Annotated in this window: 13 protein-coding genes and 1 other RNA gene; 3 read left to right on the forward strand and 11 right to left on the reverse strand. The window is 42.0% G+C overall.

The window, feature by feature from the left end; all coding sequences use genetic code 11:
• Window positions 1-7: 7 nt before the first annotated feature.
• The 3 genes from NSTC731_RS22295 to NSTC731_RS22305 all read right to left on the reverse strand — a co-directional run bounded on the left by NSTC731_RS22295 (window position 8) and on the right by NSTC731_RS22305 (window position 2,351).
• Window positions 8-1,144, reverse strand: coding sequence for a Gfo/Idh/MocA family protein (locus NSTC731_RS22295; protein ID WP_445626834.1), 1,137 nt, complete (start codon window positions 1,142-1,144; stop codon window positions 8-10).
• 185 nt (window positions 1,145-1,329) lie between these two features.
• A complete protein-coding gene (rnc, locus tag NSTC731_RS22300) occupies window positions 1,330-2,049 on the reverse strand; it encodes a ribonuclease III (protein WP_445626835.1) in 720 nt (239 codons plus the stop codon).
• Between the two features lie 119 nt (window positions 2,050-2,168).
• Window positions 2,169-2,351 (reverse strand): hypothetical protein, encoded by a 183-nt coding sequence (locus NSTC731_RS22305; RefSeq protein ID WP_099104126.1) that lies wholly within the window; start codon window positions 2,349-2,351, stop codon window positions 2,169-2,171.
• 128 nt (window positions 2,352-2,479) lie between these two features.
• Between NSTC731_RS22305 and NSTC731_RS22310 the strand changes: the two genes are divergently transcribed.
• Complete coding sequence (locus tag NSTC731_RS22310) at window positions 2,480-2,863, forward strand: hypothetical protein (protein ID WP_445626836.1); 384 nt, start codon at window positions 2,480-2,482, stop codon at window positions 2,861-2,863.
• Window positions 2,864-3,013: 150 nt separating this feature from the next.
• Here the strand turns inward: NSTC731_RS22310 and rnpB are convergent.
• From rnpB to groL, 4 genes are all read right to left on the reverse strand, one after another.
• Window positions 3,014-3,437: RNase P RNA component class A (rnpB, locus tag NSTC731_RS22315), an RNA gene on the reverse strand.
• Window positions 3,438-3,483: 46 nt separating this feature from the next.
• Window positions 3,484-4,179, reverse strand: coding sequence for a hypothetical protein (locus NSTC731_RS22320; protein WP_445626837.1), 696 nt, complete (start codon window positions 4,177-4,179; stop codon window positions 3,484-3,486).
• 65 nt (window positions 4,180-4,244) lie between these two features.
• On the reverse strand, window positions 4,245-5,387 hold the full coding sequence (gene corA / locus NSTC731_RS22325) for a magnesium/cobalt transporter CorA (RefSeq protein ID WP_445626838.1): 1,143 nt from the start codon (window positions 5,385-5,387) through the stop codon (window positions 4,245-4,247).
• A 287-nt stretch (window positions 5,388-5,674) separates the two neighbouring features.
• Window positions 5,675-7,339 (reverse strand): chaperonin GroEL, encoded by a 1,665-nt coding sequence (gene groL / locus NSTC731_RS22330; protein WP_445626839.1) that lies wholly within the window; start codon window positions 7,337-7,339, stop codon window positions 5,675-5,677.
• Between the two features lie 157 nt (window positions 7,340-7,496).
• Here groL and NSTC731_RS22335 point away from each other — a divergent pair, with 157 nt between their 5' ends.
• The gene (locus NSTC731_RS22335; protein ID WP_445626840.1) at window positions 7,497-8,579 is read left to right on the forward strand and encodes an MraY family glycosyltransferase; all 1,083 of its coding nucleotides are present in this window, start codon (window positions 7,497-7,499) and stop codon (window positions 8,577-8,579) included.
• Between the two features lie 61 nt (window positions 8,580-8,640).
• On the opposite strand, the gene NSTC731_RS22340 is transcribed toward NSTC731_RS22335, so the two are convergent.
• Both NSTC731_RS22340 and fabG read right to left on the reverse strand, forming a co-directional pair.
• Window positions 8,641-9,522, reverse strand: coding sequence for an Rpn family recombination-promoting nuclease/putative transposase (locus NSTC731_RS22340; RefSeq protein ID WP_445626841.1), 882 nt, complete (start codon window positions 9,520-9,522; stop codon window positions 8,641-8,643).
• A gap of 95 nt (window positions 9,523-9,617) precedes the next feature.
• Window positions 9,618-10,364, reverse strand: coding sequence for a 3-oxoacyl-[acyl-carrier-protein] reductase (fabG, locus tag NSTC731_RS22345; RefSeq protein ID WP_445626842.1), 747 nt, complete (start codon window positions 10,362-10,364; stop codon window positions 9,618-9,620).
• Between the two features lie 767 nt (window positions 10,365-11,131).
• Here fabG and trxA point away from each other — a divergent pair.
• Window positions 11,132-11,449 (forward strand): thioredoxin, encoded by a 318-nt coding sequence (gene trxA / locus NSTC731_RS22350; protein WP_445626843.1) that lies wholly within the window; start codon window positions 11,132-11,134, stop codon window positions 11,447-11,449.
• 770 nt (window positions 11,450-12,219) lie between these two features.
• Here the strand turns inward: trxA and NSTC731_RS22355 are convergent.
• Entirely contained in the window at window positions 12,220-12,399 is a 180-nt protein-coding gene (locus tag NSTC731_RS22355) for a hypothetical protein (RefSeq protein ID WP_445626844.1), read from the reverse strand.
• 229 nt (window positions 12,400-12,628) lie between these two features.
• Complete coding sequence (locus NSTC731_RS22360; RefSeq protein WP_445632146.1) at window positions 12,629-14,554, reverse strand: iron uptake porin; 1,926 nt, start codon at window positions 14,552-14,554, stop codon at window positions 12,629-12,631.
• Between the last annotated feature and the right edge of the window lie 304 nt (window positions 14,555-14,858).

Below are 14,858 nucleotides of genomic sequence, written 5' to 3' on the forward strand. Positions count from 1 at the left end.
AAGACTTTTACTCCTTGACGATGCGATCGCTCAAAAAAACAGGTTTACCGCCTTGATTAAGAGATAATGTTAGAGCAGCAAGAATTTCTACTAACTCAGTGCCTACCCAGCCAGACGAAATCTCTGAGGGAGTATTGTTAAGAATTGAGACAACAAAGGAGGAGCAAACCCGCTCCAATGGTTCTCCTGGCTCTAATTCCAGCACTATCTGCCTTTGATTCACAGGAATAAATTGATTCCCCTGCTGTTCAAACTCACCATGTAGCAGGGTTAGGGGTGATGATATTGACATTTCATCAAAAATCAAGCTACCAAGACTACCCACAATCCCCAGCCGTCGCTGTTTATCAGGATTCAGCCAGCACAAATGAATATAAGCTTGAAAGCCATCTGGGTATGTGAGTGTCAGCCATACTAGATCGGCCAAACCTTGAGGCACAGACTCTGTATATGGACTCACCTCTACTCCCCTGCTCCCCTGCTCCCCTGCCCCCCTGCTCCTCTGCCCCACTGCTCCCCTGCTCCCCTGCTCCCCTGCTCCCTGTAGCCACACAGTACCCGTTGCTTGTACTTGCACAGGAATTTCACCCAGCCAAGCGTTAAAAATAGCAATATCGTGAATAGCTAAATCCCACAGTGCATCAACATCTTGCCGGACAGGCCCTAAATGGGTGCGGGTGGCATAGCCATAGCGTAAATCACCTAATTTCCCCGCTTGTACTACAGTTTTTCCTTGCTCAACTGCTGGGTGAAATAAATAGGTATGGTCAACCATGAGTATTAAATTATGCTGCTCTGCCAACTGGCAAAGTTCCCGACATTCTGCGGGATCAAGAGTTAGGGGTTTTTCTGCCAAAACATGATATCCCTGTTGGAGAGCATCTTTAATTAAAGCATAGTGGGTGGTAGCAGGAGTAGCGATCGCCACTGCTGTCAACCCTGGCACTGTCTTTAAATTCTGCCACTGGGTTGTTAATAGTACATTTCCGCCTAAGTTAAACTGCTGCTTTACTGCTGCTAATCGTTCTGGATGAGGGTCTACTACAGCAACTACATTTACTTGAGGATGTGCTAAAAAATTCCGCAACAGATGCACTCCCCAACGCCCAACTCCGATAACAGCAATTTTAATTTGGTTTGTCATTTGTCACTTGTACTGAGCGAAGCCGAAGTATTTGTCATTTGTCACTTGTACTGAGCAAAGCCGTTGGCGCAGCCTCTCGTAGAGAAGTATTTGTCATTTGTCATTAGTTATTTGTATACAAAGGACGAGGGACAAATGACCACTGACAATCAACTGATTATCGACTAATCACCCTTCTTTTAAGCTCAGGGTATTTGCGGATTGGGAATTGCTAAAAAAGCTACTTTAGCTGCGGCTTGTTCGGCGGTTTTGATCGATCGCCCCTTACCTTCTCCGAGTTTGTTTCCGTGCAGCCACACTTCAGCCAGGAAACGTTCTTGATTGCGGTGCGGTTGAGTAACTTCTACAACCCGATACTCTGGTAAAACTTTAAATTGCGCCTGAGTCCATTCTTGGAGAGCAGCTTTGTAATTTAGTCTGGCAGGATCGAGGCGAATTTCTGTGGCTAGTTGGTGAAAGTGGGGATCTAGCCAAGAGCGAATCAATTCCAGATTTTGAGTACTTAAGTAAAGCGCACCCAAAACTGCTTCAAAAGCATCTGCCAGTCGTGACTCTAGACCAACTTTATCGGCGGTAGCACTACCAGCGACTAGTAAGTATAACTCCAAACCATAAACTCTGGCTAATTGGGCGAGAATGCGATCGCTCACCAACACCGAACGAATTGCCGCAAAATCCCCTACTGAACAATCGGGATAATTTTCCCATAATACAACAGCCGACACCAACCGCACCACTGCATCGCCAACAAACTCCAGTTGTTCATAATTTGCCGAATCAGAGACAGTGGGATGAGTTAGCGCTAAATCCAGCAGTTCCCACTTTATAGGTGCTTCTAGCGACAAACCAAATTTTTGGACTAAACTTTCAAGTTGCCGTTGACGGCGTGGATAGGCAAGGGGCATTACGCGATCGGGGGAAGGGGGCAGGGGGAAGGGGAAAGGGGGCAGGGGGCAGGGGAAGGTAACTAGCTATCTATCTTATATCTCTAAAGTTCTTGGACTATCACTTTAACAACTTTTCGCTACTTCTCTCTATCTAGCTTCTCTTGAATAGCTTGACGGCAAAACTCAGGAGGATCGTCTTTAGCTTTTACTTCTTCCTTCATTTCCTTGGTGACACGCAAATGTAGATATTCAGTTAGTGGTCGCTCTCTGTCTGTGGTGAATGGCTTTAAGTTATCTGGATTACCTTTATTTTTAGACATTGTATAGAAATACAAATAATTTTCTTCTCCACGTGTATATCAGTGGAGAATGTTAAATCGATGGGCATTTTAGCCTGAGAAACTTGTTGCCCACCGATTTCCACTTTTACAAGAGGTAACTCTATTTTATGTTTACGCGCACAGAATTAGAAGTTAAAAGCTTGAGAGCGTTACGCGATTTATGTCTGATACAGTATGGCATCCAAGCAATAGGAAACCCTGCGGATAAGGCATCCTACATTAACGCACTCCTGACTTTTCCTGTTATAGCCTGCAAGCAAGTGTCAGAAAATAAAGGATTGAAGTCTCCTATGCTTTCTCAAGTACAAGCGTTAGAAGCAACGCTAGAGGCTATGGGAACACCTACACCTGAGCAGTCAGCATTGCTCAAGGTAACGATGGAGGGGAGGAAACTAGAGTATCCAGCACGATACAGTCAAGAGAAGCTGTTTGGACTCTATCGCGTTAAATGGCATTTGGATACAGCATTAGAGATATTGGGAATGCTTTAAATGCTTTAGATGATGAATTAGCGATGTCTACGACGAGCTTCTCTACGAGACGCTACGCGTAGCTTGCTTCCCGAAGGGTACGCTTACGCCCAAAACCCGTACAAAAAATAATAGAGTACAAACCGTGAAAGGTTCATACTCCATTAAAGGGGAGAGAGCAGGACATAAGCCGGGTTCTGTTCTCTTGCGAGGGCAGTTATCTATCTGGGACGTTTGTTACCAAACGCCTCAAGCGGCTCTCGTTGAGCGGAACTGGTAAAAGACCAACCGTAGTTCCTATCGCCTTGCTCCCAACCGGGGTTTACCGAGCCAGCACCTCTCGATACTGCTGGTGCGCTCTTACCGCACCTTTGCACCCTTACCAGATCAATTAAAAATGTAAAATTAAAAATTAAAAATTACTCATTTTACATTTTTAATTTTTAATTTTTAATTGTCCTGGCGGTATCTTTCTGTGGCACTATCCTCACGATCGCTCGCACTGGACGTTATCCAGCAAGTTTGGTCTTTCGGGAGTCCGGACTTTCCTCAAACCAGTAACTATGACCGATCTGCAACCGCCTGCGCCTACTCTCTCCTTAAATCCAGTGTACCCGGTTAACACAAGGGGTTGACAGGCATTACTTTTTTTTATTCCAAGGTAGAGCGTAAGTCCAAGGTAGTTTCCTGACTGTGAAAGGACAATTAATAATGCTAATGGGAGGAAAATCACGACCTGGGGCTAGACCTAAACGCACTTCAGATATCCTCAGCACTAATTGCAGAGAAAAATCCAACTCTTTTTTTCTGTTAAAAAAGTCGTTGTACAACTTTTTTTGCCCTTTTTGTAGCCCATTGATATCAATTAGTGGTTTTTTTGCTAAATAGGTTCCAGCTACTTGATCGCGCTGGAAAACATCTTCTGCTGTCACTGTTTCAGAAAGTGTTTTCCTGGGGGCAATCAGGCTAGGACTTTGGGGTACTGCTAAGTCGCGGGTTAAGTCTGGTGATTTCCGAATTACGCGGCGCGATTGCTTACTATGTTCAACAACTAAAGAACTGTTATCCCAGTCAACATATAGGGCAACATTATCCGATTTATTTTCGATACTAATTCCTAAATCTTTCAAATCGTCAATTGGGTATGAGGATTTGAGTTTAAAGGAAATTCCAATTTTATCGTCGAGATTTTGTTCTTTGAGTTGTTCGTCAACGATTCCTTTTTTAAACTCAAATTTCACTTGGTCATCGATGGATTCAATCATGCGGTTGAAAACATAAGAAACACCGATAATATAAATCGTCAAAACTACTAAATTTTGGTCGCTACTCCTCATAACTCAAAAATTTTAACTCCCGGTGCTAATGAATATATATTTGACTCATCGCTAATTTACAATTTTTAATTGCGCTTGATTACTACAGAATTTTGTAGCCAGCCTCTTCGCCAAAAAAAGAATAGCAAACTAACTGCGATCGCTAACATTAGTGCCCAGCAAAGGGGATAACCCCAATACCAATTCAACTCAGGCATATTATATGGTGATTTTTCAGTATTGAAATTCATACCATATATTCCGGCCACAAAAGTCAGGGGAATAAAAATTGTTGAAACTATCGTTAGCACCTTCATGATTTCATTCATTTTATTACTTACTGCCGAAAGGTACACATCCATTAATCCAGATGATAGTTCTCGGTAAGTTTCTACCATATCCATCACTTGCACTGTATGGTCATAACAATCTCGCAGGTAGATTCGCACTTCTTCACAAATCAAATCGGGAGCATCTCGAATTAAGGAATTAATTGCATCCCGCTGGGGCCAGATAGCACGACGTAGTTGCAGTAATTCTCGTCTAATTTGATAAATATTTTGCAGTGTTTGGGGAGTAGGTTTAACTATTACTTCCTCCTCTAACTCTTCGATTCGCTCGCCATAAAGCTCCAGCACTGGGAAAAAGCCATCAATAATTGCATCTAATAGAGCATAAGCTAAATAATCTGCTCCCTGTTTACGGATGATACCTTTATTTTTTTCAATTCGCGATCGCACCGCTTCAAAGCAATCATGTTCTGGTTCCTCTTGCACTGTCAGTAAATAATTTTTTCCTAATATCAAACTCACTTGCTCGCTATAAAAACCACATATTCTTTCCTTTGGTACTACCATCCGAGCAATGAAAAGTAATTGCTCTTCATAATCCTCTGTTTTGGGACGCTCCGGTACATTGACTACATCTTCTAAAACTAGAGGATGTAACTTAAAAACCTTACCCAATCGTTGTAATATATCTTGACTACCTAAACCTTGTACGTCTACCCAAGAAACCGATTCCGCTTCCAGATAAGAGACACACTCCTCTGGAGTTTCTATTTGTTCGCGGATGAAATTGGTTTGGTTATAGTCAATCAAAAAAATTATTGGCGGTGGAGCATCTGCATCAATAAAAATAGTTCCAGGTATAGTCCCTGGTTGGTGATGGAACTCGTCTTCATACAGCTTGGTGAGTATTTTAGGAAGGCGACGTAGTTTTCGTGCCATGCAATATTACCTAATAGTCATTTGTCATTTGTCATTTGTCATTAGTAAATAACAAAGGACATAAGAATAACTTACACGTTATTTCACAAAAATTAATATAAAGATGGTAATTTCTAAATTGTGTAATTATTTAGGTTGCTAATTTGATCGTCACTCAGATTGAATCTGACGAATTACGAATTACGAATTGGTATAACATATTGCCTTTGAATCAGCAATGCTACAAAAAAACAGTTTGCCTTGGCAAGACAAACTGTTTAAAAAATATTTATCTGGGTCAGCAGAAATTAGAACATACCCATGCCGCCCATGCCACCCATACCGCCCATGCCACCCATGCCGCCCATATCAGGGGCAGGAGCAGCAGATTTCTTCTCTGGCTTTTCAACAACGATCGCTTCGGTGGTTAAGACCAAACCAGCAATGGAACCAGCGTTTTGCAAAGCTGAACGTACAACTTTGGCAGGGTCGATAATACCAGCAGCAATCAAGTCTTCAAATTCGCCAGTAGCGGCGTTATAGCCAATGTTGATGTCGCTCTCGCGGACTCTAGAGACGATCACAGAACCTTCAGCACCAGCGTTATCTGCTATTTGGCGCAAGGGGGCTTCTAGCGCTCGTTCGACAATATCAGCCCCAATTCTTTCTTCGTCATTTTCTAGGGTGTTTTTAATCGCTGCTACCGCCTTAGCTAAGTGAATTAAGGTTGTTCCACCACCAGGAACAATACCTTCTTCTACAGCAGCTTTAGTCGCGTTGAGCGCGTCTTCAATCCGCAGTTTACGGTCTTTGAGTTCGGTTTCGGTTGCCGCACCCACTTTAATCACTGCCACGCCGCCAGCAAGCTTGGCGATGCGTTCTTGAAGTTTTTCTTTATCGTACTCAGAATCAGTTTCTTCCAACTGTCTGCGAATTTGACCAATCCGCTTTTGTACTTCTGGCTTGGTGACACTACCAGCAACAATTGTGGTGTTTTCTTTGTCAATGGTGATTTTGCGGGCAGTTCCCAATGCTTCTAGAGAAGCGGTATCCAAGCTTAAACCGATTTCTTCCGAAATCAACTGTCCATCAGTGAGAATCGCAATATCTTCTAACAAAGCTTTGCGGCGATCGCCAAATCCAGGTGCTTTAATCCCTGCCACGGCTAGTACACCCCGCGCTTTGTTCACCACCAAAGTTGCTAAAGCATCACCTTCGACATCTTCAGCGATAATTAGCAACGGCTGACCAGAACGGGCAACTTTTTCCAACACAGGCACTAAATCTTGGATACTGCTGATTTTTTTGTCAGTAATCAAAATCCGGGCGTTTTCAAATTCGACGATTTGCCGTTCATTGTTGGTGACGAAGTAGGGAGAAATATAACCTCTGTCAATCTGCATCCCCTCAACTACTTCTAATTCAGTTGTCAGGGATTTTGATTCTTCAACGGTAATTACACCATCTTTGGTGACTTTTTCCATTGCTTGGGCTAACATTTGACCAACTTCTTCATCGTTACCAGCAGAGACAGTGGCAACTTGAGCGATCGCACTTCCTTCTACTGGCTTGGCTATTTTGGCAATTTCTTCTACTAATGCCTCAATAGTTTTGTCGATCCCGCGTCTCAAGCTCACAGGGTTACTACCTGCGGCGACGTTCTTCAAACCTTCTTTAATTAAGGCTTGTGCTAAAACTGTGGCGGTGGTTGTCCCATCTCCAGCGACATCTTTAGTTTTTGAGGCCACTTCCTGGATGAGTCTTGCACCAGTATTTTCCAAAGGATCTTCTAATTCAATTTCCTTGGCAACAGTGATACCATCGTTGACAATTTGAGGTGCGCCAAATTTTTTCTCTAAAAGGACATTGCGACCTTTGGGCCCCAAGGTGATTTTTACGGCATCGGCAAGGGCGTTAACACCCCTTTCTAGAGATCGCCGCGATTCCTCGTCAAATGCAATAATTTTCGCCATGTTTCATTTCTCCAGCGCTTCCATTAGACAATTTAGCACTCACAGCGCCAGAGTGCTAATCTCTCAGGCTGCTCAAGTTACAAATGGAAATAAAAAAATTGATTAATATACAGGTGATGCTCATATTAGATACTGGCAGTAATGCTTGAATTGGGAGATGAATCTAGACAACTCCCTTAAGTCCCTTGGTATTGCCGACCCTAGCGGCACCGGCTGGTTGGCAGTAGTATTTACGTTCCTCTTGGCTTGGCTTGTAACTTGGCGTTTAATTCCGACAGTACGCAAATTCGCCTTGCGGGTAGGTTGGGCTGACCAACCCAACGCCCGGCGACTCAATCGAGAACCTTTACCCAATGCAGGGGGGCTGGCTATCTACGCGGGCGTGATTGCTGCGCTGGTACTAGCTAGCCTTTTACGACCGATCGAACTCCAAAACGTATTGGCTCAGGTGCTCACTATTCTGTTGGGGGGTTCGATATTAGTCCTTGTGGGCTTTATTGACGATCAGTTTGGCTTACCGCCCTCTGTGCGATTGTGGGCGCAAATTGTCACGGCACTTTTGCTGGTAGCTAATGGCATCAGTGTCAAAGTCCTGTTTGGCACTCCCATCGATTCACTTCTGTCCATGTTGCTAACAGTACTATGGGTAGTAGGGATTACCAACGCCATCAATTTGATGGATGGTATGGATGGCTTGGCAGGAGGAATTAGCTTTATAACCGCCATGAGTTTATTGGGCGTTGGTGCCCAATTTAACAATCGTGCTGCGGCAATCTTAGTCCTCGCAGCTTTGGGAGGTGCTGCACTAGGATTTTTGCGCCATAATTTCCATCCATCACGAATTATTATGGGTGATGCCGGAGCATACTTTTTCGGTTATGTCCTGGCAGCAACTAGTATTTTGGGCAAACTGCAACAAAATACAGTTTATGCCCTAATTCCTACGGTTTTATTTCTGTTGTTACCGGTGCTAGACACCACTCAAGTATTTGTGCGGCGGCTACTAGCAGGAAATAACCCTCTGAGTACTCCTGGTAAAGACCATCTGCACCACCGCTTACTTGCTTGGGGACTCTCCCAGCGCCATGCTGCGTTTACCCTTTGGTCAATTACCTTAGTTTTCAACTTGCTGGCGATGAGAATACAAGGTATGAGTTTGGCTGTGATGCTGGCTACCGCCAGTAGCATTATCCTGCTTTTGGGCTTTACAGTCTGGCAAAGGATACGCCAACAGCCTTAGTTACTTGTAGGGTGGGCATTGCAGTGCTAGCCCTACTATGTTTATTCAGTCGATCAAAAATTCAAGCTTGAGTTAAATTGTCTTGCAACCAAGCAACTAAATCTCCTTCTATGGAAAAATCCAACAGTGCTTCGGCTAGATTTTCAAGCTGTTCGATAGATAACTGGCTGATACGCTCTTGCAATTGCGGACTCAAATTACCAATGCGTCGTCGTAACTGGCGCATGACTAGCTCTAGAGTCTGTTTTTGCCTGACTTCATTACGGACTTCTTCAATGATATCATCACGCACTTCCTCATAAATTCTGGTAGTTTTGATATCAAAATCACCGAGTCCAAACATTTTTACCAACTCCTGACGACTGATACGCGGTAGTTTGTAAACTACAATTGTTTCTATTAAATCTAGCACTTTTTGTTGAAGTGCTTTATCGCTCAATTCCGAACGTGTCTTTGTAATCAAACTTTTGACTAATATGGGAGTTTGTTTTTTATTTACAACTACTAATTTGATGATCCCAACTCCCAAGGAATATTCAGTTACTTCTCCAAGCTCGTTTAAATATAGCCTCGTTACAAGTTGGCTTTCGAGTAAAACTCGATAAGGTTGGACTTGGGTTGGTTCAAGACTGCGGCGAGGGAATATAACTACTGCTCGCCAATCTGAAGTAGGTGCGTAAAGTCGTAAATACAGAAATATTTCTGAAAATAAACGAGCATAAAATTCATTATCTTTTTGAAATTGAACCTCTACAAAATAAATCGGCTGATGATTAGTGTCAGCAACAGGAAGAAAGACTCCATCAATGCGAAATGCTGTTTGCTTTAATTCTACGGAAGCGAAATTATATGCATTTGCTTCTGATGGTTGCAGATTAATTAATTCAAAAAAAGCACTGGGGAAAGTTTGAAATAAACGATAAAAAATAGAATCTGTTTTCATAATTAATCTGTCAAAAATTATTTAATAAATTCGTAGTTGGCACTTTAGCGCCAACTACGAAAAATCGCTACCCCTCAATTATTTAGCTCAACTATTTAGGCCATTACCATGCCGCCATCGACGTTAAAGACTTGTCCGGTGATGTAGGCAGCGGCAGGATCGGCGGCGAGGAAGCGCACCATTCCTGCGACTTCTTCGGGTTGACCGAAGCGACCGAGTGGAATGTATTTGAGAATATCTTCGGGGTTGTTGAGATCGCTGGTCATGTCGGTGGCGATGAATCCAGGGGCGACGGCGTTAACGACGATCCCGCGAGTAGCTAGTTCTTTAGCAACGCTTTTGGTGAAGCCGATGACACCTGCTTTGGCGGCGCTGTAGTTTGACTGACCTGGGTTGCCCATTTGCCCAGCAACAGAGGTAATGTTGATAATCCGCCCCGATCGCTGCTTCAGCATGATTTTACTGACGGTGCGCGTACATAAGAAAACACCAGTTAGATTTAGGTCTATCACTGCTTGCCAATCTTCTGGCTTCAAACGCAAAAGCAGGGTGTCGCGGGTAATACCTGCGTTGTTGACCAAAATATCCACACGGCTGAACTTTTCGGTGACGGCGTTAACTAGTGCATCTACTTGATCGCCTTTAGAAACGTCTGCTTGGATCGCGATCGCCTGACCTCCTGCTGCTGTAATTTCTGTTACAACTGCTTCAGCCGCAGCACTAGAATTGGCATAATTGACAACTGCGATCGCTCCTTGTGAGGCTAATTCAATTGCGATCGCTCGGCCAATTCCTCTTGATGCACCTGTGACAATTGCGACTTTATCTTGTAATAGCGTCATTTAATGTTCCTCAATCTTAGAAATACCGCGCTAATTATCTTATGGCGATTTCGGGAACATCTGAATATTGTCTAGATAATATCTAACTCTTGCGGGGTGATAATCTTGGTGTCATGCTGCAAGTTAGATAGCTAGTAGATAAAGTTATACCTCGTATTTAACTAGATATAGCTATGCTGAATCAAAGGCGCAAAAACCAGATCCCCGCCTTCATAAAAGCGATCGAGAAGCTGCGGTTTGCAATTCTCACAAATCAAATAAGATTCCTATATAACTCGAATAACAATAATTAACGTTTTACTCTGATTAAATATCTATAGTTACTTCTCTGTAAATAAATGAATAACTATAACTAATATATTTGCCTGACTAGATAGACTAGAAAGTGTTGCAATACTGCTCGGTTAAGGGGAAAAGGAGTAGAAGGCTCGATATATAAGGTTTTTTCCTTTTTAACATGAGTTCCTTTCCCTCTTAACCGATAAGTATTGGAAAGTGTTGCATCTACAGCCTTTGTAGACATCACTCTTGTGAAAGCCTCTATAATGATTTGGTCGATCGTGATAGGTTGAAATACATATTTAATACAGATGCACAACCTAACATAATATACGTATTTTATTATAATTATTTAAGATTTTTGGCTGGCGAATCATTCTAATATTAACTAATCTAATCTTTTACTAACAAAAACCCATGAACCTATACCGATTTTATTTTATAAGAACTACTATTGAAACAAACAATTGAAAATCGGTGTGTGTCACATGGCAACCAAAAAGCAATTTAACAGTTTTGAAGATATGCTGTCTGCTTCTGATGTACCTGTATTAGTAGATTTTTATGCTGACTGGTGTGGTCCTTGTCAAATGATGGTGCCAATTTTAGAGCAAGTCAATGCCCAACTTAAGGATCGCTTAAGGATTGTCAAAATCGACACAGAAAAATACACAGATTTGGCTACTGAGTATAAAATTGCTTCTCTTCCAACCTTAGTACTGTTTAAGCAGGGTCAGCCTGTGGATCGGATAGAGGGAGTAATGCAAGCACCGCAGTTGGTGCAATATCTACAAACAAAGATTTAATAACACTTATAATTTTGATTTTGGTTCTTAGAGGCGCGAAATATCGCGTCTCTTTCAATAGATAGATAATCATGTGCGCCCATATTAATCAAATCACTGTTTGGTTGAACTTCTAAAAGCTATAAGACTCCTATTTGATTGCGTGAAAAAACTCTGTATAACTAAGGCTGATTCCCTACTCTCTGCCTCTGGCGCTTACGCTGTACTTTGAGTGCGATAAAACCTTAAGTAAATGTTAAGCATATTTACTTATATGTCTAGAGAAAGTAGTTTAGAAATTGAGAAGACTATATTGTATAGATATAACAAAATATATTGACAAGTGAAACCATATATGAATAGAAGGCAGCAAAGACCTGACAAAGCCTATATTTGGGTGAATATTGATTTTGATAAGGTTAAAAATAGAATAGATGCGGTGACTTGCCAGATTGAGCGGGTTATACAAAAGCACCACCTTTCAAATCAAACTCATAAATCAGGTAAAAGAAATAATTAGGTTATCTGGGGGCGATATCGACGATGAGCTACACCTACACAGTTTATTTTTGATGTAGCCCGGACTTCGGCCATTCGGTAAGCTACTTCGACTGCGCTCAGTACAAGTCAGTCACCAACGTAGACATCAGATTAGTTTTGCACAACAGATTTTGGGCAATGCGACTATATTTTTGTCAAAAACCAAACAATATTATTCAATAAACATCCACCGAATTTCTACGTATTTATTAGTCATTATTTTATCCTCGACACTCCTTTTAAAAATGTGACTAATGGATAGCCAAAGCATCGGGGTGAAGTTCTTTATTGTTGATTGATGCTGCAAGAGGTCTACTGTGAATTTTGTTATCTAAACCTCGTCTACCTTGAAAACCGTAGTTTTGTAGGTTGGGTGCAGCGATAGCGTAACCCAACATAAAATTTGGTGGTAATGTTGGGTTGCGTTTCACTCCACTCAACCTACAAAAATATATTTTTTAAAAAACTCTAGGTTTCAACATAGATGAGGTTTAATCTTAAAATCCCCCAATTTATTAGGGGATTTTGACTGCCTAATCTCAATAGACCTCTTGGCAGTTGTGCTTTTTGCAAGAAGGGGAAAAGGTTAAAGGGGAAGGGGACAATACAAAGCCTTTTTCCCTTCTCCTTTTTCCGACAAATGCCAAGAAGTCTAATCTCTTAAAATGTAAAAGTAGTCCGAAGTACGCCTACAGTCGTAGTCTCATTGTTGCTGTTACCTTCTGGGTTAAAGAGAACAAATGCACCAGGGGTAATGCTGATATTATCGCTAACTTGAAGGCGGTAATAGGCTTCTAAATGGTAAGGAGTCGCCCGATTCTCGCCTGTGGGGGTAAGTTGAGCAGAACCACCAGCATCACTACGGAAAAGCGGCTGACCAAAAAGAATCCCGGCAGTGTTCCCTGACTTGAATAAATCATTGAAGTGAATTCCCGCCATCCAACTAGTAAATGTGGTGGAAGCATTCACGTTATTGGAAGCAGCGTCAACAAATAGTGCTGCACCGTAGCCAGATAAGGCTATCTTGGGAGACAGTCGCCATGTTAGCGTACCGCCAACAGAGTTGAGTGTGACCGGTGTTTCAGGTCCAAGCCCTGCTCCTACTAAAGCACCGATATCACTACTAACTAATCCTGTACCCAAAATATTGATTTCGTGATAACTGTGGGCATAGTTTAAACCAATATCCAGAGCGGTACTTGGCTTGAAAGTCAACTGTGTGGCAATCACATTACTACCACTAAATAAACCTGCTCCCAAAGGTGTAGTAGAAACTCCTGGTACTGCCTCAGCGGCAGATTTTTGGGTTAAATTGGCATTTGGATTGCCGTATAAAGCTCTGAAATCTAAATTTGGCGAAATGTTAAAAATAAATCCCGCCGCCGATGCTAAACCAGTACCCGAAGTCCCACCAGAAACCCGTACCACAGGATTCAAGTTGCCAAAACGAGAAATTGACTCTTGTCCTTCACCATAAAAAGGCGTAATTGTTGGGAAAGCATCTGATGTCTCCGCCGCAGTTCCCGCAAACAAGGTTAATTTACTAGCCACGGGAAAGATATACAGCAATTTGTAAATCTGAACGCTGTTTGCGCCAACACCCGACAAAGTATTGACATTTAACCCCGGAAATTGCGGCTCAAAACTGGTACGAGCGCTACTTGCACTTAAAAGCGGCGAAGCTAGTCCTAAACCTTGTTGTAAGCTACCCTGTCCATCGGCTCCACCCAAAAAGTTATAGGCTTGCAATCCAGTAATTAATGAATCTTTACCAGTAAAGCTAGTGGTGAGATTTAACCGCACTCTATTGACTAGGATGATGTTCGGGTCACTCTGATTAGGAGCGCCGCCGCTAGCACCAATACCAGCAATAATTGCCTCTCCACTGAGTTTGGTCGTAGTAGAAAACTGATTTGCTTCTAGTTCTGCTGTGCGAGCTTCTACAGCATCTACTCGACCTCGCAATGTTGCCAATTCCGCCGCAAATTGTTCTTGTAGTTTCTGCAACGTGGTTAAATCTTCTTTTTTGACCAAATCACCCGTTGCAGTCGCAATCAGTTCGTTGATTCGCTCTAAACAAGCATTTAAGCCAGCAGCAAATTCATAGCGAGTCATCGCCCGATTACCGCGATAGGTTTGATTGGGATAACCTGCGATACAACCATAGCGTTCGACTAAAGATTGGAGTGCCTGAAAAGCCCAATCAGTCGGCTGTACATCAGACAATTGGGATACAGATGTTACTTGTGCAAGTTTGTCTGATGCTTGAGATGAACTTGCAGGTTGTGGTGTGATTGGCTGCCAAAAGTTACCAGTAGAATTTACTTCTAAATTTTGATTTTTTAGCTGTTGATTGACTGAGGATAAGTTTTTTTGACTCTCATTAGCTATCAACAATTTACTGGAGATATTATTTGCTAAATTGCTTTGATGAGAATCATTTTTTTGAAAGCTGCCATCATTTTGATTAACAGCTAAGTTTTTATCTGCAATTTCTAGACTAGGAAGGGCTTGCACAGGTGATAACCCGGCAATTAAACATAAAAATCCCATCCCACTAGCAGAAGCTAGTAGATATTTTGCCATCATAACTCCCAACACCAATAAAATCGTGAAAAAACAATTGCGATTTCCAAATGGATTGATAAGTAAATTTAAAGTATATTTAGCAAGAGAATCTTGTTAACTTTAAATTTTGCATTTCAGGATTTTTTCTGAATTTGCTTACCAGGAAATCAGCTTATATTGCAAGTATTAAATTATAGTAAATACTATTTTTGGAAATAATTAACAATAAATTATATTAAGAGTTTCTATAGTTACTATAGTAAATACTCAATGGTTTGTGAACAGTACGTTTCCTAGAATGCTTGATTCATAAGCCTTCCAG

It is taken from the genome of Nostoc sp. DSM 114167, from assembly GCF_052692655.1.

What these genes read in the sequence shown, in the direction of transcription:
- NSTC731_RS22295 (WP_445626834.1), bottom strand. Translation starts at nt 1,144, where the DNA reads ATGACAAACCAAATTAAAATTGCTGTTATCGGAGTTGGGCGTTGGGGA.
- rnc (WP_445626835.1), bottom strand. Translation starts at nt 2,049, where the DNA reads ATGCCCCTTGCCTATCCACGCCGTCAACGGCAACTTGAAAGTTTAGTC.
- NSTC731_RS22305 (WP_099104126.1), bottom strand. Translation starts at nt 2,351, where the DNA reads ATGTCTAAAAATAAAGGTAATCCAGATAACTTAAAGCCATTCACCACA.
- NSTC731_RS22310 (WP_445626836.1), top strand. Translation starts at nt 2,480, where the DNA reads ATGTTTACGCGCACAGAATTAGAAGTTAAAAGCTTGAGAGCGTTACGC.
- NSTC731_RS22320 (WP_445626837.1), bottom strand. Translation starts at nt 4,179, where the DNA reads ATGAGGAGTAGCGACCAAAATTTAGTAGTTTTGACGATTTATATTATC.
- corA (WP_445626838.1), bottom strand. Translation starts at nt 5,387, where the DNA reads ATGGCACGAAAACTACGTCGCCTTCCTAAAATACTCACCAAGCTGTAT.
- groL (WP_445626839.1), bottom strand. Translation starts at nt 7,339, where the DNA reads ATGGCGAAAATTATTGCATTTGACGAGGAATCGCGGCGATCTCTAGAA.
- NSTC731_RS22335 (WP_445626840.1), top strand. Translation starts at nt 7,497, where the DNA reads ATGAATCTAGACAACTCCCTTAAGTCCCTTGGTATTGCCGACCCTAGC.
- NSTC731_RS22340 (WP_445626841.1), bottom strand. Translation starts at nt 9,522, where the DNA reads ATGAAAACAGATTCTATTTTTTATCGTTTATTTCAAACTTTCCCCAGT.
- fabG (WP_445626842.1), bottom strand. Translation starts at nt 10,364, where the DNA reads ATGACGCTATTACAAGATAAAGTCGCAATTGTCACAGGTGCATCAAGA.
- trxA (WP_445626843.1), top strand. Translation starts at nt 11,132, where the DNA reads ATGGCAACCAAAAAGCAATTTAACAGTTTTGAAGATATGCTGTCTGCT.
- NSTC731_RS22360 (WP_445632146.1), bottom strand. Translation starts at nt 14,554, where the DNA reads ATGGCAAAATATCTACTAGCTTCTGCTAGTGGGATGGGATTTTTATGT.